The organism is Francisella halioticida (assembly GCF_002211785.1).
Lineage (GTDB): Bacteria > Pseudomonadota > Gammaproteobacteria > Francisellales > Francisellaceae > Francisella > Francisella halioticida.
This window is the reverse complement of record NZ_CP022132.1, coordinates 188,241-210,000: the sequence shown is the minus strand read 5'-3', so window position 1 is coordinate 210,000 and position 21,760 is coordinate 188,241. Positions and strand designations below refer to the sequence as shown.

Genomic DNA, 21,760 nt, shown 5'->3' with positions numbered 1-21,760 from the left:
CTAAACATTTATAAGACTTTGTTTACATTATAAAAATGAAAAAAGAACAAAAAATTATTAAAGTACGCCCTGGTGAAAGAATATGTTGTCCAACAAAATACCATGAAAACTGGAATTTACACCCAAGAGTATATATCGACCTTGAAGACAAAAAAACAAACACTTGTCCTTATTGCGGCACAACATTTAAGGTTGAGAAATAAACCTCATTAGCAACGTTATAATACGACTACTCTAAAGATAGCTTATTAAGTTAAGGTTTTAACTCCTTTATCTAAATACAAAAAAACTGCTAATATTAACATATTCAACATCGATCTTTAATGCTAAAATTTAATATCAGAAAACTTTAATTGCAGTAACTAAAGATGCATTCAAACACAGATAAAGCGATAAAGGAATTCTTCAAAAATTCTTCTTATAATATGATAAATGTGGGTAATAAACCTCCTACTCATAGACGAGCTTTAGCTACAGGTAAAATTCAAATGAAAAGCGAAGTGCTTAAGTTGGTGTCTGAAAGAAAGCTTGAAAAAGGCGATGTACTACCATTAGCAGAAATAGCAGGAATTAATGGTGCAAAGTCAACATCAACTCTTTTACCATTATGCCATCCTCTAACCATAGATCATGTAAGTATTAAAACCGAGATAAATAAAAATACTAACTGTGTTGAAGCTTTTTGCTATGTTGGAACATATTCAAAAACAGGTGTGGAAATGGAAGCTATTGCTGGAGTGCAAGCTGCTTTACTATGTATATATGATTTATGTAAAATGTATGGCCAAGATATGTTAATTTCAGATATTAAACTCTTATATAAAGAAGGTGGTAAAAACAATAAAATTTATAATGAAGAATCTTTACCTGATGAGATAAAAAAAATCATAGATATTCCAAAGCTATTCGATAAAATCTCTTGTGTTAGTATTACAATTAGTGATAGAGCATCTGCAAAGATCTACGAAGATAAGTCGGGTAAAGTACTATCTAGTATATTAGAAAGCCAAGGTGCTGCTATGCTAGAGAAAAAAATTATCCCAGATGAAAAAGAAATCATAAAAAATACTATTATCAATATAGTTGATCAAAAAAATCCAAATATGATAATTACAACAGGTGGAACTGGTGTTTCACCAAGAGACGTTACTCCAGAAGCTATTGGAGATATTTGTGAACTCCAAATTCCTGGAGTTACTGAACTTCTTCGAAAAGATGGAGAAAAATACACACCTCTTTCATGGGCTAGTAGAGCCGTCGCTGGAATATACAAAAAAACGCTAATTGTTGCACTCCCTGGAAACCCAAATGCTGTTGAAGAAGGGCTAGAAGCCTTAAAACATTTATTGCCACACCTTGTAAGAACAATGAACAAATAATAAAATTTTAAGGGAATAAAAAGATGTTAACACCATATATAAAAGCTAAAAATGAAATGTTAAAGGCCGCTAAAAAAGGTAGTAGTTCAGTCGAAAATATAACTCTTTCTGAAACTAATAATAGATTTTTAGCTCAGAATATTACTTCTAATGAAAACTTCCCTAGCTATAATAATTCTGCTATGGATGGTATAGCTGTTAAATACAATACTACTGAAAATGCGACCGAAGACTCTCCTTGCTGGTTTGAAATTATAGATAAAATAGCTGCCGGTGATAACGCTTTAGTTGATAATTCAAATAAGAATACTGCTGTTAAAATAATGACAGGTGCTCCAATACCAAAAGGGTTTGATGCTATAATTCCTGTTGAGAAAATCCAAGAAAAAGATAATAAAGTTGCTGTGTTCTCACCAGTAAAACAGTATGCCAATATCCGCTTTGCTGGAGAGGATATAAAAACCTCGCAAATGTTACTAAATAAAGGAACTCGTATTAATAGTCAGAAAATAATGGCATTGGCTAGTTTAGGAGCTAACGATATAGAAGTATTTAAAAAGATCCCTACTCTAATAATCTCAACAGGCAAGGAACTTGCTGAAAAAAATATTGATCCACAATTCCAAATTAGAGACTGTAACACGCCTTTTCTAATGGAAAGTCTGAAAAATGATTTTAGCATTAGCTCAAAGCATATAAAAATAACATCTGATAGTGATGAAGAATTTATAAAGATAATAAAGTCTCAAATAGCTCAAGACACCCCTCCTAGAATTATAATATCTACTGGCGCAGTTTCAGCTGGTGAATATGATTTCATCCCAAGAAGCTTAAAAACAATTGGAGCAAATATTATTTGGCATAAGGTAGCTATTCGTCCAGGTAAACCAACTCTATTTGCTATTCTACCCAATGGAAGTTATTATTTTGGTTTACCTGGTAACCCAGGGTCTGTAGCATCAGGATATCATTTCTTCGTAACACCATTTATATCTTCGCTATATTCTATACCACAGAAAAAACGAACATATGCTAAGCTTGACAATGATATAGAGTTACAAAAACCTTTAACATTCTTTCTCCGAGGTATTTTATCAACAAATGACCTAGGAGAACTTATCGTTAATATACCTAAAGCTCAAGCATCATTTATGGTAAGCCCAATGATAACTTCAAATACTTGGGTGCAATTAGATGGAACCTTAAAACAATTTAAAAAAGGAGACATTGTTCGAGTGTATCCATTTGAATAATGTAAATATCCTTAGGAGAATATATGAACTATATAATAGAAGTTTGTGGACCAGCTAAAGAGTTTTATGATACAACACAAATCACACTAAAGGCTAATAAGGAAATTAATTCAATCGAAATTAAAGAACTATTATTACAAAACCTAAAATCTGCAGAATATTTAGAACAAGCGGAATCTTTATTTAATAGTTCTCTTATTGCAACAGAAGAGGATTTTTTTGAAACTTCTAAGCTATTACCTAACAATCAAAAGCTATTTCTAATCCCACCTGTCTGTGGTGGGTAACTAATTAAAATGAACTATAACTATGAAAAATAAAAATTCTTTTGCCCATATTACAAATAAAACAATAGCAATAACTGATGCTGAGCAATTACTTAAAAATAAAGAGCATGGCGCTACTATTTATTTTATAGGAGTAGTTCGTGATCATAATGAAGGTAAAAAAGTAACAGGTATTGATTATGATGTCTGTAGACCCTTAGCTAAAAATGTCTTAAATAAAATAATTCGTGAAACTGAACAAAGATATCCTAAAATTTGTATTTATATAGCTCACTATGAAGGATACTTAAATGTAGGAGAAATAAGTCTACTAATATCAACTAGCACGTCTCATAGAGATGACTGCTATAAGGCTAATCGCTATATTGTAGAGGCTATAAAACATAGTTGCCCAGTTTGGAAACGAGAGCATTATGTTGATGGTAAAATAGAGTGGGTAAAGGGTTGCGTGGTTAAACATGAGTATATCAACTAAAAAATATGCTGGAATTATTTTAGCAGGAGGACTCTCTTCTAGAATGGGAAAAGATAAGTCATACTTAAATATTAATGGTAAAACTTTTCTTCAAAAATCATATGAAACTCTACACTCAGTTTTAGGTGATCATGTATATATTTCTGGCCACTACCAAGGATATAAATGCTTATCGGATAAATATCCTAAATCTGGACCTGCAAGTGCAATTTTAGGCATAAGCGATTATCTTTTAGAAGATGGTTATAAGAAGGTTGTCATTATCCCAGTTGATATGCCTTATATTGAAAAAAGCACTATCCTAAAAGGGTTTGAACGTTTAGCTAAATTTGAAGCCAAAGCAGTTATTTTTGATAGCTATTTTCTGCCCTGCTGGCTTGATATTAGAAACTTAAATAAAGCAGCAACTACTATTCAATCGCCTCAAAATATATCCATTAAAAAACTATTATTTGATAATATGGATTGCATCTCAATACAAAGCGAAAATATTTATGCCAAAAATTTTATAAATATAAACACTCCTAATGACTTTAATATGCTAAATGGAGATAAGAGCAAATGAATTTAAAACTTTATAAAAACTCAGTTTGCTTAAAACTAAATAATGAAGATAGTCTAAAGTTAAATAAAATGGTAGATCACATTTCTGAAGAAATTATATTACCTAATACAAACTTTATAGTTACGTTAAAGATATCCAAACAAAATGACTTCTATTACAGTAATAACAATTTTATATTTAAAATGAGGTTAGAAGACTTTTTAAATATGAAAAAAAATATTACAAAAGAAGGATACTCTTTTAAGAAAAATGATTGTACAGTAAACATTGTCATAGATATTTTCATAAAAAGGGCAAAAGACATGTCCCTGAATAAGAAATAAGAAGCGATATGACTTACTCTCTATTATTTCTAAGATTAATTTTTATTTAGCATGATTTAGTAGATGAAAGTTCCATAATCTAGCAGATAACAAATGAAATTTATCATCAAGATTATTAATTTTATTTCTATATATCACGAGCCGCACCATAACGTTTAATTCCGTCAATATCATGCTCAACAACAATTCTAAATGAGCTAACTATCTTATTTTAACTTTTTTGTTCTGGAGTTAATTTATTAGCTTTTGATTTTTTATGCGGAATTAAAGTATTAGTATGTTTATCTTAAATTCCTTTAAACCCAGTATCTCCACATATACAAGTATCTGGACTTATATTATCAATAAACCTTAATTTATCTAGTAGCTTTTTATCATGTCGCCTACCTGATTTGGTTGGAGATAAAAATAAAGCCTTTCTATCATGATCACAAGCAACTATATTTTTTCTAGTATAATTTTTCTTCTTACCTAAATATATTTTTTTTTGCTTTTTAGCATTTATAGGTCTTTGTACTGGGCGTTCAGCACCATCAATGAAAATATCTTTGATATGACCAAAACTATTATAATATACTATTCAAAATATAAAATCTTTTATTGATGGCTGTTATATTATCAACGGAACTAAAAGAATAGATATGCCATTGGTTGAATTTGATATTTATATGTGCGGGCCTAAAGTGTTACAATATATATTACAGAAAGCAATGATTGATAGTGGTGCAAATCCAGAACGTATATTCCAAGAGTCATTTGTAATAAATGGAGATAGCCAAGAACACAGTGAGTTAGAAAGTTCACAGGTAGTGTTTACAGCTTCAAATAAAGAAATAGAGTGGAAAGCTAGTGATAATTTAACGCTTTTAGAATTAGCTGAATCTGCTGGCTTAAAACCTGCAAGTTCTTGCCGTATGGGTGTATGTGAAACTTGTAGTGCAAAATTGATAGAAGGTAGTGTATATTATGAATTTAGTTTACCCACTAGATTGGAAAAAAATCAAGTATTACTTTGTCGCGCAAAACCAAAAACAAAACGTGTTGTAATTAAAGAAAAATACTAACTCTATTGGTACGGAAAGAAGCCATATAATCGAATGTGAATATATTCTAAACATGGTATGCTACATTAGCAAACGAAAACACAATGTGGAAACAGAAATATGAGTGAATTGCTATGCAAAGATATAAAGAGGTAGTAGCTAGATCCTATGTATTCCAAAAGTTTTAAAAAAACATGAGGCTAAGTTACCTATTTTGCTAACATTGAAAAACAAATCAAAAACCTTTAAAACAATAGTTTTTAAGAGAGAACTTAAGATATAATCAAGAGGAAATTCTGAAGGACTAGTAGAAGCTTTATTAGATAAAAATAAAAAATAACAAAAGAAAGACATTCTTTTAAGAAAATTTCCATAAAAAGGACAAAGAAATGTTAACTGATTCATTTGGTAGAAAATTTACATATTTAAGATTATCTCTAACAGATGTATGTAATTTTCGTTGTCAATATTGCTTGCCTAATGGTTATCAGGGAAAAGGAAAGAAAGATGATTTTCTAAACTTAACAGAGATTAAAAACCTTTTAAGAGCAATGAATGTGCTTCAAGTGCAAAAAGTCAGGTTAACTGGTGGAGAGCCTACTCTTAGAAATGATTTTTTAGATATACTTAATTTCATATCATCACAAGAAGGTATTAAAACAATATCTCTAACTACAAATGGCTATAGCCTTGTTAAGAATGTATCTAAATATTATGAATCTGGATTAAATAATATTACGATAAGTCTTGATAGTCTATTTGCAAATAAGTTTAGAGACATAACCCAAATGAACAATTTCTCAACTATCATGAAAGGAATTGAAAAAGCTTTAGAAATTGATTTTGATAAAGTAAAAATTAATGCTGTTCTATTAAAAGGCTACAATGATTCTAAAGAAGATATTAAATCTTTTTTTGACTATGTAAAGGATAAAAAAATAACTGTTAGATTTATAGAGCTTATGGAAACTCAGGATAATCTAAAATTACATAAAAAAAGTTTTATAACAACAAGTTATATTCGAGATAAATTAAGAGAAGAAGGATGGACTAGCTGTGCAAGAGAGTCATCCTCTGGTCCTGCAATTGAATATATGCATAAAGACTATGTAGGTAAAATAGGAATCATATCACCATACTCTAATATTTTTTGTGTTAACTGCAATAGAGTAAGGGTAAACTCAAAAGGAGAATTGTACACATGCCTTTTTGATAAGGCGAATGTTTCATTAAGAGAATATTTACAACATGAAAAACAACTCAAAGAGCTGTTAAAAATAATCAAAAATACCTACTCTTTAAAGAAAGAGTCCCACTATCTCACAGAAGGAATTATTGGTGACGATAAGCATTTTTCGACATTAGGAGGATAATTATAAATATGTTTAAGAAAATTTTATTGTTCATATTTGGTATAGCATTTATATTTACAAATGCTAGTGCAACAACTATTACTGTAGCTTGTGCTAGTAATTTTATAACTACTCTGCAGCAAGTAGCAAAACAATATAATACAACGCATAAAAATGTTGATATAGAAATTATTCAAGGATCTTCTAGTAAACTAGCAAACCAAATTAAAAATGGCATACCTATAGATATTTTCTTATCTGCTGATAAAAAGTATGCTGCTGCTGTTAGTAATAAAATATTTATCTATGCTTATGGCGAGCTAATTCTTACAGTAAATAAAAATAAAGTAAAAGAACAAGACAACCTTACTGCGCTTTTAAATGAAGTAGAAGATTCTAATCTTAAAATTAGTATTGCAAATCCTAACTTAGCTCCATATGGAAGTCATGCGAAGTCTTTTCTTATAGAGAAAAAGCTGTGGAATAACTTAATATCAAACCACAGGATAATTTATGGTGAAAATATTGGACAGGCTTTTAGTTATTTCATAACAAATAACGCTCCAATTGCTTTTATAGCAGACTCACAAGCAAAATTCTATAAGAAAGCAAACAAAGATCAATGGAATAAGAACTACAGAATATATAATTTAAACTCAAAGGCTAAATATATTGCTCAGTATGGTACAGTTATTTCTAAAGATAGTAAAAAACAAGCGCAAATAAATAGTTTCTTAGAATACCTATTACATTCTAAAAAATCTAAGCAAATAATAAAGAGTATGGGATATTCTATACCCAAATAGGTGAAAAATGGATTGGGCTGCTTTATATATAACTTTTAAGCTTTCACTGTTAACTACTATAATCTTATTATTTATAGGAGCATTATTAGCATATTGGCTTTCAAGAAAAAAAACCATTTTCAGAAACTTAATATCTATACTAGTAAATATACCTTTAGTTCTACCTCCTACTATTCTAGGGTTCTACTTTTTAGTTTTATTCAATCAAAATGGGTATTTAGGATCACTATGGTACTCCTTAACAGGAGGATCTCTTAACTTTAGTTTCAGTGGAATTTTGATAGCGTCTTTAGTATACTCTTTACCCTTTTCAATAGGACCTATATTAAATAGTTTTGAGAGTATTCCCAGAGAATTATTAGTAAATGCTGAACTACTCGGAGCTAATGTTTTCAGAAGGTTTTATACAATAATCTTACCTCTATCCATAAGAGGAATAATCTCTTCTGGAGTTCTAGTTTTTGCCCACACTGTAGGTGAATTTGGAGTCGTTCTAATGGTCGGAGGTAGTATACCAAATGAAACTAAAGTATTATCTATTGCTATATTTGAACAGGTTGAACAACTTAATTACCATCAAGCAAATCATATGTCTATAATACTTTTAATATTCTCATTTACTATATTACTTATTGTTCAACTATTAAATAATAAAAAGACCAATGCTTACTTTTAATATCTCTGACAATATCTCAAAGAATTTTTCTATTGATATACAACTTGACATATATGACTCCGAAGTAGTTACATTCTTTGGTGCATCAGGATCAGGGAAAAGTAGTATATTAAAAAGAATAGCAGGTGTTGAAATAGCAAAGAATTCTGGGATTAATGTAAATAATAAAATTTGGCAAGACCAAGATTATTTTCTGCCATTAATAAAAAGATCTTTAGGGTATGTAGCTCAAAAAGCATTATTATTTCCCCATATGACAGTAGAAAAAAACTTACAATATAATAAAGTTTCAAACAGCATTAACTCTATGGAAGAATTAATTAATTTGTTTGAAATATCAGATTTATTAAAATCTTATCCATCACAACTATCTGGTGGTCAGTTACAGAAAGTTGCTATTGCTCAAACTCTATCTACTAAACCTGAGGTTCTTATACTTGATGAATCTTTTTCTGGCATAGACTTTGAATCTAAGATAAAGCTAATGAAAAAGCTAAAAGACTACCTAAAAAGAAGTCAGATAATAACTCTACTAAGTACCCACGACTTTTTAGAAATATCTACATTCACTGATAAGGTTGTTATTATTGATAATGGAAATATTAGAAAAACTTACAAATCTAAAGGATTTATAAAAGAATACTATAAAAGCATTAACTTATAATTTTTTTACAAAGGGAATTTTAATGATTTTAAACTCTAGTGCATCATAGATAATTTTACCAATATATGGATCAACAAAACCACCAAGAAGTTTCAATACTTGAGTTGCTCCTATAGTAGCAACTGTTCCTACTAAAGGCCCTAAAACTCCTCTTAATTTTGGAGATACCACATCAGATTTTTCAGGAATTATTTTATGGATATCTCTATAGTTGATATTTGATTTATGATTATAAAGAGAGCATTCTCCATAAAATCTATCAACTGTTATTTGTATATAAGGTTTTTTTAACTCTATACAAGTATCACTAATAATATATCTAGAAGCGAAATTATCTGTACCATCTATAATTAGATCACAGTCCTCAAGCATATTTTTAGCATTATCAGCAGTAAGTCGCTCAGAATATACTGTAGTCTTTATATCACTATTTATAGAATATAACTTCTTAGCCGCAAGTTTACTCTTTAGTTGTCCTACTTCACTTTCTCTATATAAAACTTGTCTTTGTAAATTATGCAGTTCAACAATATCATTATCTATTAATACAATATTGCCAACACCTGCAGATGCCAAGTATAAAGATAATGGTGAACCTACTCCTCCAACACCTACAATAGCTACTTTTGAACTTAAAAGCCTTTGCTGAGTATCTTTATCAAACTTAGGTAAACACATTTGTCTACTATACTTATTCATATCCATTATAGTATGTCATCCTATTTTTCTTACAAAATGCTAAAAGCTTTATATTTGCCTTTCTTGCCATATCAACAGATAGCGATGATGGTGCTGATATAGCTACTAATATTGGAATTTTAGCATTCGCACATTTTTGAACTATTTCAAAAGAAACCCTACTACTAACTATGAGCATTTCTGCTGAACTTAATATATCTTCCTCAAGTAAAAAACCTATAACCTTATCAACGGCATTATGTCTACCGACATCTTCAAATACAGCTATTAATTCTCCTGATTTATTTACAGCACCTGCTGCATGCACACCTCCAGTTAGCTGAAATACCTTCTGATAACTATACATTGTTGTATAGAGATCACTAATAACATCCACACTTAGTTTTAACGCTGACTTTCTATTAACTGGTACAATGGACTTAAAGAGATTATCTAAATTTTCTTTACCACATACCCCACATGCAGAATTCATATTAAATTTTCTTGATATAAGCTCACTATTATTAATATCTAGACGTACTTTTACTATTGTTCCATTCTCAGTCTCCCTCTTCTTGAAGGATTTAAAAGATAGGTTTGTTATATTTTCAGCAAATAAAAGACCTCTAATAAGATATCTCTCTGTACCTGGAGTCTGCATAGTTATACTAAATTCAATATTATTAATAACAATCTGTAAAGGTCTCTCAACAGCAAGGACCTCTTCTCTAGTAACTAAAGAGTTTCTAAAATCTATAAATGCTTTATGGTACTTTATATTGGTAATATCATTATGTTTCATAAGAGTTTGAATAAATATCTAAAATCTACTGTTGTTTGGTTACTCTAACAGTTATCTCTTTGAATAACGCTTGATCACTTTGCGGACTAAAATCCACAATAGAGCATAAAGCAGTCATCTCAGGCATATACCCCATTGTAGAACCTCTAGGAATATTGTATTTGATGGCACTAAACCCTTTTAAAGTCCTTTCTTTACCATCTTTATCAATACTCGTTATTTCTACAAGATCAAATTCAGATAATCCTCTTTCTGTCAAATCTTCTTCGTTCATAAAAATAACCGTTCTAATATTCTTAATTCCTCTATAACGATCATTATTTGTATAAACAGTGGTATTCCACTGATCATGAGACCTCATAGTAGATAACATTAAATAACCCTTTTTAGGCACAATATTTTTGATCTTTGCATGAGAAAATTCCGCTTTTCCTGTTGGTGTCAAAAATACAAGTTCTCTTGCAGGTTGATTTAATCTAAAGCCTAAAGGTTCTCTTACTCGATTATTAAAATCCTCAAACCCTTCGATTGCTTCAGAGATTTTATCTCTAATAACATCGTAGTCAGCAGCATATTCATCCCACGGTGTTTTTGTATCTGGTAATGTTGCTTTAGCAACCTCAGCAATAATAGCAACTTCAGATAGAAGGTCTCCATTTATAGGTTTTTTCATTGGTTTTGATATATGAACCATTGACATTGAATCTTCTACTGTAACACCTTGTACACCATTTTCTTGCATATCTATCTCAGACCTAGCAAGACATGGTAGTATAAGTGCTTTCTTACCATGTATTAGATGGCTATGATTAAGTTTAGTACTTATCTGAACAGTAAGCTCACATTTATTAAGTGCTTTTGCAGTATACTCTGGATCTGGTGCTGCTTTAGCAAAATTTCCTCCTAGACCAAAAAATACTTTAACATCCCCTTTCATCATAGCTTGAACAGTATCAACTGTTCCATAACCATGCTTACGAGGAGAAACAATACCACATGCATCATCCATTCTTTTTAACCATTGTTCACTTGGTCGATTATTGATACCTAAGGTTCTGTTACCTTGTACATTACTATGCCCTCTTATTGGGCAGGGACCAGCACCTTCTCGTGCTATATTTCCTCTAAGTAAGAGTACATTTACAACCTCCCTAATAGTATCTACACCTTGATCATGCTGAGTAAGGCCTAAACACCAAGCAAATATAGAGGCATTAGACTCACGATAAATTTTTGTCATTTGAAGAATTATATCTTTATCGATCCCAGACTGTTCGATAATAAACTCCCATGATGTAGCTCTGCATATTCTCTCATACTCTTCATATCCACTAGTATGATTTCTTAAAAACTCATAATCAATGGCTCCTGAGTCTGTTTCAGACATTTCTATGAGAGCCTTTGACATTCCTCTTAATAAAGCAAGATCTCCGGCAATCCTAACTTGAACATCTAAAGTTGAAGCCTTAGTGGCTCTTAAAAGCATCATATCTTTAATTTCATGTGGTGTAATGGCTTTTCTTGCTGCACCCTCAATAAGAGGATTAATATGCACGACTTCTGTATCACTATGTTTTACAGCCTCAGTCAATGCGGTCAACATCCTAGGAGAATTTGTAGCAGAGTTTGTACCTATCAAAAATATAGCATCCGTTTTATGCCAATCTTGGAGATCAACTGTACCTTTACCTGTTCCAATAGAAGCTTTTAATGCTCTACCACTAGCTTCATGACACATATTAGAGCAATCTGGTTGATTATTTGTCCCATACTCTCTTGTAAGTAGCTGATATAAAAAAGTTCCCTCATTTGATAATCTTCCAGAGGTATAAAAACTTGCCTCATCAGGAGAATTTAACGATTGTAAAGTATTTCCTATTAGCTTAAGTGCCTCATCCCAGCTAATTTTTTCATATCTATCTGTCTCAGAATTATATTGCATCGGATGAGTGAGTCTACCAGATTTTTCAAGATCATAACAACTCCATTCTCTTAGCTCACTAACAGTATGTTCTTCAAAAAAATTAGGATCACAGCGACTTTTTGTCATCTCCCATGTAGCATGTTTAATTCCATTTTCACAAATATCCATTTTGAGACCTGTTTGGTCATCTGGCCAAGCACATCCTGGACAATCAAAACCTTTCGTTCCATGATTCATTTTAAAAATAGCTTTCACAGCATTTACTGGCTCTCTAGCTTTTAGTATTGTATTACCTACACTAAAACTTGCTCCCCAGGATCCTGTCGCACCTTTATAATCTTTATGAGAAGGCTTTAAACTAGTCCTATGACCTTCGCCAACAGCTTGCCCATTATCTAAGAATTTTTGCATAGATACTTACCTCATACTTAATAAAACACTCGTGACTAAATGTTTTAGATGCAAAACTCTTGAGATATAACATCGGTATAAAATATAACTTCACTTAGTGATGTTAATAGAGTTATCTAAACCACTATCACCCTACTGCAAAATATAAGTATATCATAAATCATACTATTAACTTTAGCTTATATAGCTAGCTGAAAGGTCGTATTATCTAGTTTTTATTTAATCTAAGTCATTTAGGATTTATAGTTATAAGAAAAATTTTACTGCAAATTATCTAAAACTAAGTCTTCAAGATAATAAATATGTTTCATTTTTTCATCTTTAGACTTTCTATCTGAGCTAAGATATACACCAAGATAAACATTATTATCCCTTTTAAGGGCATAAAATGTAACTGGCTGGTTATATTTGTTTGAAAAAGTCCATACTGTTGATTTTTCACTACCATAATCATCACCCTTAATTTCAAATTCCTTTGGATGTTTTTTAATAGCTTCTTTTATAGCATCATAAACTTGCTTAACTGTTATTCCTTGCTCCATTTCAAGGCTATTAATGTCTCCATTTACACCGAAAAGACCATCATGAGCTGCTACGCTCCCTCCAGCAAAAGGAATACATCCAGATATAGCTAAAATTAGAGTTAAACCTAAGATAATTATTATTTTTTTCATCTATAAAGTCCTATCACAAAATAGTATCCGAGGACAACAGCAAATAAAGACACCAACACACTTACAAGAATATATCCTAAAGCTATAAAAACCTCTCCTCTTTGTAATAAGTTTAAAATATCTAGGCTAAAACTAGAAAAGGTTGTAAAACCTCCTAAAAATCCCGTAACAAAAAAAGATCTTACATAAACAGATACATCTTCATTAAATAGTTTTGTCTCAAGTAAAAAAGCAGCTATGATACCTATAATTAATGAACCAATAATATTACAAAATAAAATTCCTAAAGGAATCTGTTCTGAGATACTTGCTGTTGCCTGAGTTAATGCAAACCTAGTCATCGCACCAAGACCTCCACCAACTCCTACTAGCAATAATAAAGTCTCCATCTAACTCTCCAATATTTTATATGCGCCCAATTCTATCATTTTTTGAGCTAATTGTTTACCTAAAGCCGAAGGATTCTCTCCGGATATAGTATGTCTTAATATATGACTTCCATCACTACTAGCAACAATTGCCGTAAGGGTTATTTGTTCATTTATTATTTGAGCATATGCCCCTATAGCAACATGGCAACCACCTTTTAGCTCTTCATTAAAAGCTCTCTCGGCATTAGCAACAATGTGGCTTTCTATACAATTAAGCTTCTGTAAAACTTCACAAAGCTCTCTGTCTCTTTCCAAAGCCTCTATAACCACTATGCCTTGACCTACTGCTGGTAATGATATTTCTATAGGTATAAACTGCCTTATTCTATATTGTAGTTCCAAGCGAATAAGTCCAGCACTTGCTAAAATTATAGCATCATAATTTCCTGCATCTAGCTTAGTTAACCTTGTTTGTACATTACCTCTTAGATCCTTTATAACAAGATCTTTTCTGTAATTAAGCAACTGGGCTCTACGACGTAAACTAGATGTTCCAACAACAGCTCCCTGCGGTAGTTCATCTATACAATTATAATTATTTGAAACAAATGCATCTCGAGGATCTTCTCTTGGCATAAAACTTGCTAAACAAAAACCTTCTGGCAATTCATAGGGAACATCTTTGAGAGAGTACACAGCTATGTTAGCTTTATTATTTTGCATTGCAATTTGTAGCTCTTTCATGAAAAGAGCTTTACCGCCAATTTTATTAAGAGGTTTATCAAGAATAATATCGCCTTGAGTTTTCATTGTACTCACTCTACAAGAAATATTTAATTCTTCTTCTATTCTATCTCTGACAAAGTTTGTCTGCCATAATGCTAGCTTACTATCTCTACTAGCTATAATTATTTCTTTCATATATTAAACGTCTTTGCTATAAAATTAGATATATCTTTTATTTCTTCTATACATACAGAATGTTGCATATCAGAGTAATGCTTATACTCATTACTAAAGCCACAACCACTTAGTTTTGAAGATAAGTCCTTACCTAATACTTCAGGTAATACTTGATCATGTGTGCCATGGCATACAAGTGCTAAAACATTTTTATTTACATCTGTAAGTTTATCTTTAAAACTATCCCAAGCTGGTAAATATGTTGATAATGCTATCAGACCTGCAAATTTACGTTTGGATAGAATAGTTGTGTAAGTTACAATAACACCGCCTTGTGAGAAACCTACTAAGATAATATTTTCTGTAGCTATGCCTTGCTTAACTTGCTGATCTATTAGGTCATTGAGCTTATCTATAGATACATTTATACCGTCAATATCAACAACTCTATTCAAGCTATCTGCATCTAATGATTTAATATCATACCAGGCTCTCATTTGCATACCCATATTAATAGTTACAGGCATAACATCTGCATGCGGGAAGATAAAACGAATATTATCTAAAGGTACATCAAGATGATCAACAATATCTACAAAATCATGCCCATCTGCTCCAAGACCATGTAGCCAAATAATACAGAACCTTGCATCATTTTTTGGTTCAATTAATTCATAATTCATAATTTTTTTAAAAATTCTAAATATTAACCGAAATGATACATTAATTTATATGATTTATTAACTGTTAGAAAACATAAATAATATTAAAAGCCTTACATACTAAGTAATTAGCCGAGGGAAAATTATTTATAATAGTTGTGGATAAACATGTTTACATATACATGAAACTTTTGTTAAGAACCTTTACTTTTTTTACAAAAAAATAAATATTAAAGACCTCAAACCCTTATATATCAATAGATACAGAAAATAAATAAAATATAAACAAATACTTTACTTAATTTTTTTCAGCCTGTGGATAAAACTGTGGATTTATTGTTAGAATGTGGTTAATTTTCTTCTATAACTTTAAAGAAAGCTTCTTGTGTTACAAGGTTTACAGAGGTGTTTTGCAATTTCAAATTATCATTTAACTCATACTTAGCATTTACAGAAAGTTTTTTCGTCATCGCCAAATCAGCTATAGAAACCATCAATCTACCTCTTTCTAGTTTCTCTATAACTGTTGCTTCAAATTCTAAATTTGGATTCTGCATCAAATAAACTAATTTCCAATGAGAATTAGAAAAACGTTCAGTTTGTCTATTCGTTTTAATAGGAATGTCAACTTGAGCAATCATATTATCAACATCATCTGTTTGTAATAATATCTTTTGACTTAAAAAGCGTCTAAGTTGATAGTGAACAAGTAAATCAAGATATCTTCTTAATGGACTTGTTACCTGTACATAAGTATCTAATCCCATTCCAGCATGTTTTGCAGGAGTAGTTGAATATTTACCCCTTTGTAGTTTCTTACGCGTAGCAAACATATCTGCGATTGAATCAAGATTTTCTAAATAATCTTGCTCAAGGTCATGTTCAGGCTGTGTTGAAAAAGGCACTACAATATTGTTTTTTATGCAAAACTGACCTACCGCAACACCAGCCATAAGCATAGTGTCTCTTATAAGAGTGCGTGACTTTAACCTTGGTAAACCTGTTAGTTTTACATTTCTATTATCATCTAGAATTACTTTTATCTCAGGAAAATCAAGTTCTACAGCTTTTTGAGACACACGCTTCTGTGTGAAGTACTTTGCATAAGTAATAATATCCCCAAGCTCTAACTCTTCAATACTATTCTCCGCAAATTCATATGAATGTCTAGTTACCTTTATTTTACTAAAACATATCTCAATATCTTGAATATCACCTTGCTCATTAACTTTAAAACCTACAGATAAAGCAGGAGAAATAGCTTTTAATCCTAGCCCTAGCTCTTGGGTTGTTTTTTCAGGTAACATCGAAACTATATTTTCTGGAACATAAAGGTTTGAACCTCTTGCTCGAGCTTCCAAGTCTACATCATCACCAAAACTTATGCTTGATGAAGCGTCAGCTATATGTACCCATATCTTATTTCTATCAAAGTCCCAGCTAATAGCATCGTCAGGATCATTACTTCCTTCATCATCAATTGCATAAGCTATTAAATGTGTTAAATCAACTCTATCGCTATCTGAATCAACATTATATTCAAACTTTGCAGGATTGTTTTCTAATTCTGCATCATATCTATATAAATATGGATTATAGAATTCATCCCAATAGCCTATGTCTAATAGAAGCTTATAAGCACTATTCTCAGACTCTTCCATATTAAGATATTTAAATAAACGACAATGTGGGCTTTTTAATGTCGCAAGCGCTGCAATTTCTTTCAAAAACTTCTCATCTTGTGGAGCATAGCTTTTTTGCTTTACTCTCTCTACAAAATCATTAAGTTCTTGTTCCTTTTTCTGCTTTTCCTGTCTTTCATTAGTAATTCCATCACGCTTTTCAACAGAATGAATAACTATATTAAAGCTCTCATCAAAACTAAAATATTCACCTTGAAACACTAGCAACCAAATAGTATAGGCTTCATTTACACCAATACGTTCAAATAAAAGTTCGCTTAATTCTTCTATAGTTGTATTTTCTTGCTCTTGCAATAGTTCCCAAGTCATTTCTAACTCAGCAATTACCAACTCTTCCAAGCTATCAAGCTCAAAATCTCTATCAGCCTGTACAAGCAATTGAACGTTTTTAGGTGGTAACTTTATATTCTTACCATCTAAGGTTTCAATTTCTATTTTTTTATCTAAAACATCAATAACCTTAGCGGGTTTTGATTTAAAAATGACTAAAGAATTTTTTTGCATGAAAAATTTATTTTAATAGTTGGTTAGTTTTATTTTGACTCTTCTTTCTTAACAGTTATACCTAACTCATTAAGCTGTTCTAAAGAAACTGTAGATGGAGCTTCGGTCATTAAACAACTCGCCGTTTGAGTTTTAGGAAATGCTATTACATCACGAATATTTGTAGTGCCTGTCAAAAGCATAATAAGCCTATCAACACCAAATGCTATACCACCATGTATAGGAGTTCCATAAGATAGAGCATCAAGCATGAAACCAAATTTCTCACGAGTTTCTTCATCAGGGATGCCTAACAAATTAAATACTTTCACTTGGATATCTTCTTTATGAATACGAATAGATCCACCACCAACTTCGTAACCATTGATAACCATATCATAAGCTCTAGACATTAACTTCTCTGGGTCAGTATTTACTAATTCTTCAACAGACTCAATACTCGGTGCTGTAAATGGATGATGCATTGCATATAAACGATTATCATCCTTTTCAAACATTGGAAAATCAACAACCCATAAAGGAGCCCAATCTTTATCAAACAATTCTAAATCTTCACCAACTTTAGTTCTTAAAGCGCCCATTGAATCATTTACAATCTTAGTTTTACCTGCTCCAAAGAATAATAAATCTCCCTCTTTAGCACCAGTCTTTTTAATGACATTAAATAGTGCATCTTCAGATATGTTTTTAACAATCGGAGATTGAAGACCATCTTTACCTTGAGATAATGAATTAATCTTAATATAAGCAAGACCTCTAGCACCATATATACTAACAAACTTAGTATACTCATCAATCATCTTACGTGTTAGCTTGTCATTGCCTTGGGGAATTTTCATAGCTATCACACGCGATTCTGGATCATTTGCAGGCCCTGAGAAAACCTTAAACTCTTCTTTTTGCATATCTTCTTTGATATTTACAAATTCAAGGGGAATTCTTAAATCTGGCTTATCTGAACCATATTTATCCATAACATCAGCAAAGCTTATCACTTGGAATGGTGTATTAAACTCAATCCCTATAACCTCTTTGAATAATCCTGTGATCATTTTTTCCATAGTAGACATGATAAATTCTTCATCAATAAATGAAGCCTCGATATCTATCTGTGTAAATTCAGGCTGTCTGTCAGCTCTTAAATCTTCATCACGGAAACATTTAACAATCTGATAATATCTGTCAAAACCAGATACCATCAAAAGCTGCTTAAATAGCTGTGGCGATTGTGGGAGTGCATAAAATCTACCATTAAAATTACGACTTGGTACAAGGTAGTCTCTAGCGCCCTCTGGAGTCGCTTTTGTTAAAAATGGAGTTTCAATATCTAAAAAGCCATTATCATCCAAAAAGTTACGTACATAGCGAATAGCTTTTGAACGCGTAATTAATTTATTTTGCATTTCTGGACGACGTAAATCTATATAACGATACTTAAGCTTAATGTCCTCACCAGTAGCCTGGAAATCATCTAACTGAAACGGAATAGTTTTAGATTTGTTGATAATTTTAATAGTATCACCAATTATCTCTATTTTTCCACTTGCTAAATTTTTATTCTCTTGACCTTCTGGTCTTAAATTAACTATACCTTCTGCTTGAATCACAAATTCAGATCTTACACTATCAGCAACACTAAAGTTTGTATTGTCTGGATTAAAAACTAACTGAACAAGCCCTGTTCTATCTCTTATATCTAAAAATATAACTCCGCCATGATCACGACGTCTGTGAACCCAACCACAAACCGTAACTTTTTGGTTTTCTAACCTTTCATTAATATCTGAACTATAGTGCGTTCTCATTTAAAATAATCCTTTAAAATTTTTTATAAATAAATAGACAAAATTTAATCACTATATTATAGCAAGAAATAATAAAGAAGACTAAAGTGATCTAAACAAAAATTAATTAATTATAAAAAAATTCTCTACACATCAAAATTTAAAACCAAATTTAGGCAAAATCTTTACAAAACAAAATTTATAGTAATATACTTTGTAATAACTATTACTTTTATTCAAACTTATAAAACATGCAGAATATAGAAAATATTAAGCTTGATTATTTAAGCTTAGACGACTATCATGAGCTTAAAGAAGCTATGATAGAAGTTTATAATAACGTCAGAAACCCATACTGGGAAAATCATGAAATAAACACTCTAATAAAAAAATTTCCTGAAGGACAAGTAGTAATTAAGGTTAATGATCAACTAGCTGGATGTGCATTATCCATTATTGTTGACTATAAAAAATTTGGTCACAAGCACACCTACAGAAAAATAACAGGTGATGACACTTTTAGCACTCACAATGATGACGGGAATGTTTTATATGGTATAGATCTATTTGTTAAGCCTGAATTTAGAGGTATGCGCTTAGGTCGTAGATTATATGACTATAGAAAAGATTTATGTGAAAGATTAAATTTAAAAAGTATAATTTTTGGTGGTCGAATACCTGGATATCATGAGTATGCAGATAAAATGTCTCCTCAACAATACATAAATAAACTTAAAAGACAGGAGCTCCATGATCCTGTTCTACGTTTTCAATTAAGTAATGATTTTCAACCAGTCAGAATAATTAAATCCTATTTAGATGGTGATACAGAATCTAATGATTATGCCGTTTTACTTAAGTGGACAAATATATATTATGAAGAAGATCAAAAAGAAGCAGTCCCTGTCAAAAAAGATGTTCGCTTAGGATTGATCCAATGGCAAATGCGTCCATATAAAGGTTTAGACGAGTTAATGCAACATGCTGAATACTTTGTAAATGCAGTTTCAAACTATAGATCTGACTTTGCGTTGTTCCCTGAGTTTTTCAATGCTCCACTTATGGCTGAGAATAACCATTTATCAGAATCTGAGGCAATTAGAGAGCTTGCTGAACATACCCAGTTTATTACTGATAAGTTTTCTGAATTTGCTGTGACATACAACATAAATATCATAACAGGAAGTATGCCTGAAATGAAAGGTGAACGACTATACAATGTTGGTTACCTGTGTCGTAGAGACGGTACTGTAGAAAAATATGAAAAACTTCACGTAACTCCCGATGAAGCTATGGTATGGGGTCTACAAGGAGGTGACAAACTAGAAGTGTTTGATACTGACTGTGGTAAGATAGGTATTCTAATTTGCTATGACTCAGAATTTCCAGAACTAAGTAGAATATTAGCTGAAGATGGTATGGATATTCTTTTTGTCCCTTTCTTAACAGATACGCAAAATGGATTCTCTAGAGTTAGAAACTGTGCTCAGGCAAGAGCTATTGAAAATGAATGCTATGTCGCCATTGCAGGTAGCGTTGGTAACCTGCCAAATGTACACAATATGGATATCCAATATGCTCAATCCATGGTATTTACACCATGTGATTTTGCTTTTCCTCCTACAGGAATAAAAGCAGAAACGACTCCAAATACAGAAATGATTTTAATTGCTGATGTTGATATTAATTTATTACGTGAGCTTAATCAATTTGGTAGTGTTAAAAATCTAAGAGATAGAAGAAAAGACTTATACATACTAAAGCGCAACGACTGAGAATTATAATATTAGCTGTCTAAGTCTTCCATTTAGATATGGCGATAAAATAAAACAACTGTAGCACCACTGTAGCACCACACCCTAATAGGGTAAAATAACCAAATGCTTTTGAATAAGTATATATTGTATCGACTGGTGGAAGTGTTGCAGATTTATCACTACCACTAATCAATATTCCAAAACTAGCAGCTAAAAAGTTAGCAAATGCTGAGCTTAAAACCCACACTCCCATAAAAAAACCAACCATCTTCTTGGGGTGAAACGATACTAACCATCGCTAAGCCTATTGGTCCTATAAATAATTCTCCTAGAGCCTCAAAAAGATAGCTTAAGTTTATCCACCATGATGAGACTATCCCGTTCTCTGCTGTCAAAGGAATCGCTACTACTAAAATAAAGAAGTGATCATACCCTTCTATTTGGGACACTTAGGTGTTAAGAAAAGGAGACAAGATGAGATATACAAAAGAGTTTAAAGATGAAGCTGTTAAATTATGTTTACAACCAGATGCAAATAGACGAGAAATAGCAGATAATTTAGGGGTTAAATATAAAACCATTTGCAGTTGGATATCCAAAGCCATGTCAAACCCTCAGAAAGAAATAAAGATAGATTATAAAACGCAGTACCAGCAACTATCTTTTGAAAATACTGATTTGAAGAAAAAACTCAAACAGGCAGAAACAGAGCGTGAAATACTAAAAAAGTCAGCAGCGTACTTTGCAAAGCAAAATCTGTAAGG

General features: G+C 31.5%; 25 protein-coding genes. 14 read left to right on the top strand and 11 right to left on the bottom strand.

The window, feature by feature from the left end; all coding sequences use genetic code 11:
* Nucleotides 1-35: 35 nt before the first annotated feature.
* The 7 genes from CDV26_RS01175 to CDV26_RS01145 all read left to right on the top strand — a co-directional run bounded on the left by CDV26_RS01175 (nucleotide 36) and on the right by CDV26_RS01145 (nucleotide 4,282).
* A complete protein-coding gene (locus tag CDV26_RS01175; protein ID WP_088771736.1) occupies nucleotides 36-203 on the top strand; it encodes a zinc-finger domain-containing protein in 168 nt (55 codons plus the stop codon).
* Between the two features lie 231 nt (nucleotides 204-434).
* Complete coding sequence (gene moaCB, locus CDV26_RS01170) at nucleotides 435-1,379, top strand: bifunctional molybdenum cofactor biosynthesis protein MoaC/MoaB (protein ID WP_157671326.1); 945 nt, start codon at nucleotides 435-437, stop codon at nucleotides 1,377-1,379.
* A 23-nt stretch (nucleotides 1,380-1,402) separates the two neighbouring features.
* A complete protein-coding gene (locus tag CDV26_RS01165; RefSeq protein WP_088771734.1) occupies nucleotides 1,403-2,632 on the top strand; it encodes a molybdopterin molybdotransferase MoeA in 1,230 nt (409 codons plus the stop codon).
* A gap of 23 nt (nucleotides 2,633-2,655) precedes the next feature.
* Nucleotides 2,656-2,919, top strand: coding sequence for a hypothetical protein (locus tag CDV26_RS01160; protein WP_088771733.1), 264 nt, complete (start codon nucleotides 2,656-2,658; stop codon nucleotides 2,917-2,919).
* A gap of 22 nt (nucleotides 2,920-2,941) precedes the next feature.
* The gene (locus CDV26_RS01155; protein WP_088771732.1) at nucleotides 2,942-3,394 is read left to right on the top strand and encodes a molybdenum cofactor biosynthesis protein MoaE; all 453 of its coding nucleotides are present in this window, start codon (nucleotides 2,942-2,944) and stop codon (nucleotides 3,392-3,394) included.
* Nucleotides 3,378-3,959, top strand: a complete 582-nt coding sequence (gene mobA / locus CDV26_RS01150) for a molybdenum cofactor guanylyltransferase (RefSeq protein WP_088771731.1) — start codon at nucleotides 3,378-3,380, stop codon at nucleotides 3,957-3,959. Before CDV26_RS01155 ends, mobA begins: the two co-directional genes overlap by 17 nt.
* Entirely contained in the window at nucleotides 3,956-4,282 is a 327-nt protein-coding gene (locus CDV26_RS01145) for a hypothetical protein (RefSeq protein ID WP_088771730.1), read from the top strand. Before mobA ends, CDV26_RS01145 begins: the two co-directional genes overlap by 4 nt.
* Before the next feature lie 286 nt (nucleotides 4,283-4,568).
* On the opposite strand, the gene CDV26_RS13905 is transcribed toward CDV26_RS01145, so the two are convergent.
* On the bottom strand, nucleotides 4,569-4,763 hold the full coding sequence (locus CDV26_RS13905; protein ID WP_420809891.1) for a transposase family protein: 195 nt from the start codon (nucleotides 4,761-4,763) through the stop codon (nucleotides 4,569-4,571).
* Between the two features lie 160 nt (nucleotides 4,764-4,923).
* On the opposite strand from CDV26_RS13905, the gene CDV26_RS01135 reads away from it, so the two are divergent.
* The 5 genes from CDV26_RS01135 to CDV26_RS01110 all read left to right on the top strand — a co-directional run bounded on the left by CDV26_RS01135 (nucleotide 4,924) and on the right by CDV26_RS01110 (nucleotide 8,823).
* Entirely contained in the window at nucleotides 4,924-5,346 is a 423-nt protein-coding gene (locus CDV26_RS01135; protein ID WP_088771729.1) for a 2Fe-2S iron-sulfur cluster-binding protein, read from the top strand.
* A gap of 368 nt (nucleotides 5,347-5,714) precedes the next feature.
* Entirely contained in the window at nucleotides 5,715-6,698 is a 984-nt protein-coding gene (gene moaA / locus CDV26_RS01125; protein ID WP_088771727.1) for a GTP 3',8-cyclase MoaA, read from the top strand.
* A gap of 8 nt (nucleotides 6,699-6,706) precedes the next feature.
* Nucleotides 6,707-7,483 carry a molybdate ABC transporter substrate-binding protein gene (modA, locus tag CDV26_RS01120; protein WP_088771726.1) on the top strand — a complete coding sequence of 259 codons (777 nt, stop codon included), beginning with the start codon at nucleotides 6,707-6,709 and terminating at the stop codon, nucleotides 7,481-7,483.
* A gap of 7 nt (nucleotides 7,484-7,490) precedes the next feature.
* Nucleotides 7,491-8,159 (top strand): molybdate ABC transporter permease subunit, encoded by a 669-nt coding sequence (gene modB, locus CDV26_RS01115; RefSeq protein ID WP_088771725.1) that lies wholly within the window; start codon nucleotides 7,491-7,493, stop codon nucleotides 8,157-8,159.
* Nucleotides 8,146-8,823: an ATP-binding cassette domain-containing protein gene (locus tag CDV26_RS01110; RefSeq protein ID WP_088771724.1), complete on the top strand. Its 678-nt coding sequence runs from the start codon at nucleotides 8,146-8,148 to the stop codon at nucleotides 8,821-8,823. Before modB ends, CDV26_RS01110 begins: the two co-directional genes overlap by 14 nt.
* On the opposite strand, the gene CDV26_RS01105 is transcribed toward CDV26_RS01110, so the two are convergent.
* From CDV26_RS01105 to aspS, 9 genes are all read right to left on the bottom strand, one after another.
* Complete coding sequence (locus CDV26_RS01105; protein ID WP_157671323.1) at nucleotides 8,818-9,522, bottom strand: HesA/MoeB/ThiF family protein; 705 nt, start codon at nucleotides 9,520-9,522, stop codon at nucleotides 8,818-8,820. The two genes, CDV26_RS01110 and CDV26_RS01105, sit on opposite strands and share 6 nt — an antisense overlap.
* Complete coding sequence (gene fdhD, locus CDV26_RS01100; protein ID WP_088771722.1) at nucleotides 9,515-10,303, bottom strand: formate dehydrogenase accessory sulfurtransferase FdhD; 789 nt, start codon at nucleotides 10,301-10,303, stop codon at nucleotides 9,515-9,517. The genes CDV26_RS01105 and fdhD overlap by 8 nt, the downstream gene beginning before the upstream one ends.
* Before the next feature lie 25 nt (nucleotides 10,304-10,328).
* Nucleotides 10,329-12,638: an FdhF/YdeP family oxidoreductase gene (locus CDV26_RS01095; protein ID WP_088771721.1), complete on the bottom strand. Its 2,310-nt coding sequence runs from the start codon at nucleotides 12,636-12,638 to the stop codon at nucleotides 10,329-10,331.
* Between the two features lie 260 nt (nucleotides 12,639-12,898).
* Nucleotides 12,899-13,312: a hypothetical protein gene (locus CDV26_RS01090; protein ID WP_088771720.1), complete on the bottom strand. Its 414-nt coding sequence runs from the start codon at nucleotides 13,310-13,312 to the stop codon at nucleotides 12,899-12,901.
* Complete coding sequence (crcB, locus tag CDV26_RS01085; protein ID WP_088771719.1) at nucleotides 13,309-13,701, bottom strand: fluoride efflux transporter CrcB; 393 nt, start codon at nucleotides 13,699-13,701, stop codon at nucleotides 13,309-13,311. The genes CDV26_RS01090 and crcB overlap by 4 nt, the downstream gene beginning before the upstream one ends.
* Nucleotides 13,702-14,604, bottom strand: coding sequence for a hydroxymethylbilane synthase (gene hemC / locus CDV26_RS01080; RefSeq protein ID WP_088771718.1), 903 nt, complete (start codon nucleotides 14,602-14,604; stop codon nucleotides 13,702-13,704).
* Nucleotides 14,601-15,269 (bottom strand): alpha/beta hydrolase, encoded by a 669-nt coding sequence (locus tag CDV26_RS01075; RefSeq protein ID WP_088771717.1) that lies wholly within the window; start codon nucleotides 15,267-15,269, stop codon nucleotides 14,601-14,603. Before CDV26_RS01075 ends, hemC begins: the two co-directional genes overlap by 4 nt.
* A 329-nt stretch (nucleotides 15,270-15,598) precedes the next feature.
* A complete protein-coding gene (locus tag CDV26_RS01070; protein ID WP_088771716.1) occupies nucleotides 15,599-17,455 on the bottom strand; it encodes a ribonuclease catalytic domain-containing protein in 1,857 nt (618 codons plus the stop codon).
* A 29-nt stretch (nucleotides 17,456-17,484) separates the two neighbouring features.
* A complete protein-coding gene (aspS, locus tag CDV26_RS01065) occupies nucleotides 17,485-19,260 on the bottom strand; it encodes an aspartate--tRNA ligase (RefSeq protein WP_088771715.1) in 1,776 nt (591 codons plus the stop codon).
* 230 nt (nucleotides 19,261-19,490) lie between these two features.
* Here aspS and CDV26_RS01060 point away from each other — a divergent pair, with 230 nt between their 5' ends.
* A complete protein-coding gene (locus tag CDV26_RS01060) occupies nucleotides 19,491-21,014 on the top strand; it encodes a bifunctional GNAT family N-acetyltransferase/carbon-nitrogen hydrolase family protein (protein WP_088771714.1) in 1,524 nt (507 codons plus the stop codon).
* A gap of 200 nt (nucleotides 21,015-21,214) precedes the next feature.
* On the opposite strand, the gene CDV26_RS11810 is transcribed toward CDV26_RS01060, so the two are convergent.
* A complete protein-coding gene (locus CDV26_RS11810; protein ID WP_157671320.1) occupies nucleotides 21,215-21,445 on the bottom strand; it encodes a hypothetical protein in 231 nt (76 codons plus the stop codon).
* Between the two features lie 4 nt (nucleotides 21,446-21,449).
* On the opposite strand from CDV26_RS11810, the gene CDV26_RS01050 reads away from it, so the two are divergent.
* A complete protein-coding gene (locus tag CDV26_RS01050; RefSeq protein WP_157671249.1) occupies nucleotides 21,450-21,758 on the top strand; it encodes a transposase in 309 nt (102 codons plus the stop codon).
* Nucleotides 21,759-21,760: the final 2 nt, after the last annotated feature.

What these genes read in the sequence shown, in the direction of transcription:
- hemC (WP_088771718.1), bottom strand. Translation starts at nt 14,604, where the DNA reads ATGAAAGAAATAATTATAGCTAGTAGAGATAGTAAGCTAGCATTATGG.
- CDV26_RS01075 (WP_088771717.1), bottom strand. Translation starts at nt 15,269, where the DNA reads ATGAATTATGAATTAATTGAACCAAAAAATGATGCAAGGTTCTGTATT.
- aspS (WP_088771715.1), bottom strand. Translation starts at nt 19,260, where the DNA reads ATGAGAACGCACTATAGTTCAGATATTAATGAAAGGTTAGAAAACCAA.
- CDV26_RS01095 (WP_088771721.1), bottom strand. Translation starts at nt 12,638, where the DNA reads ATGCAAAAATTCTTAGATAATGGGCAAGCTGTTGGCGAAGGTCATAGG.
- CDV26_RS01060 (WP_088771714.1), top strand. Translation starts at nt 19,491, where the DNA reads ATGCAGAATATAGAAAATATTAAGCTTGATTATTTAAGCTTAGACGAC.
- CDV26_RS01175 (WP_088771736.1), top strand. Translation starts at nt 36, where the DNA reads ATGAAAAAAGAACAAAAAATTATTAAAGTACGCCCTGGTGAAAGAATA.
- CDV26_RS01110 (WP_088771724.1), top strand. Translation starts at nt 8,146, where the DNA reads ATGCTTACTTTTAATATCTCTGACAATATCTCAAAGAATTTTTCTATT.
- CDV26_RS01165 (WP_088771734.1), top strand. Translation starts at nt 1,403, where the DNA reads ATGTTAACACCATATATAAAAGCTAAAAATGAAATGTTAAAGGCCGCT.
- fdhD (WP_088771722.1), bottom strand. Translation starts at nt 10,303, where the DNA reads ATGAAACATAATGATATTACCAATATAAAGTACCATAAAGCATTTATA.
- CDV26_RS01070 (WP_088771716.1), bottom strand. Translation starts at nt 17,455, where the DNA reads ATGCAAAAAAATTCTTTAGTCATTTTTAAATCAAAACCCGCTAAGGTT.
- CDV26_RS01160 (WP_088771733.1), top strand. Translation starts at nt 2,656, where the DNA reads ATGAACTATATAATAGAAGTTTGTGGACCAGCTAAAGAGTTTTATGAT.
- CDV26_RS01145 (WP_088771730.1), top strand. Translation starts at nt 3,956, where the DNA reads ATGAATTTAAAACTTTATAAAAACTCAGTTTGCTTAAAACTAAATAAT.
- CDV26_RS01105 (WP_157671323.1), bottom strand. Translation starts at nt 9,522, where the DNA reads ATGAATAAGTATAGTAGACAAATGTGTTTACCTAAGTTTGATAAAGAT.
- modA (WP_088771726.1), top strand. Translation starts at nt 6,707, where the DNA reads ATGTTTAAGAAAATTTTATTGTTCATATTTGGTATAGCATTTATATTT.
- modB (WP_088771725.1), top strand. Translation starts at nt 7,491, where the DNA reads ATGGATTGGGCTGCTTTATATATAACTTTTAAGCTTTCACTGTTAACT.
- crcB (WP_088771719.1), bottom strand. Translation starts at nt 13,701, where the DNA reads ATGGAGACTTTATTATTGCTAGTAGGAGTTGGTGGAGGTCTTGGTGCG.
- CDV26_RS01090 (WP_088771720.1), bottom strand. Translation starts at nt 13,312, where the DNA reads ATGAAAAAAATAATAATTATCTTAGGTTTAACTCTAATTTTAGCTATA.
- CDV26_RS01155 (WP_088771732.1), top strand. Translation starts at nt 2,942, where the DNA reads ATGAAAAATAAAAATTCTTTTGCCCATATTACAAATAAAACAATAGCA.
- mobA (WP_088771731.1), top strand. Translation starts at nt 3,378, where the DNA reads ATGAGTATATCAACTAAAAAATATGCTGGAATTATTTTAGCAGGAGGA.
- CDV26_RS01135 (WP_088771729.1), top strand. Translation starts at nt 4,924, where the DNA reads ATGCCATTGGTTGAATTTGATATTTATATGTGCGGGCCTAAAGTGTTA.
- moaA (WP_088771727.1), top strand. Translation starts at nt 5,715, where the DNA reads ATGTTAACTGATTCATTTGGTAGAAAATTTACATATTTAAGATTATCT.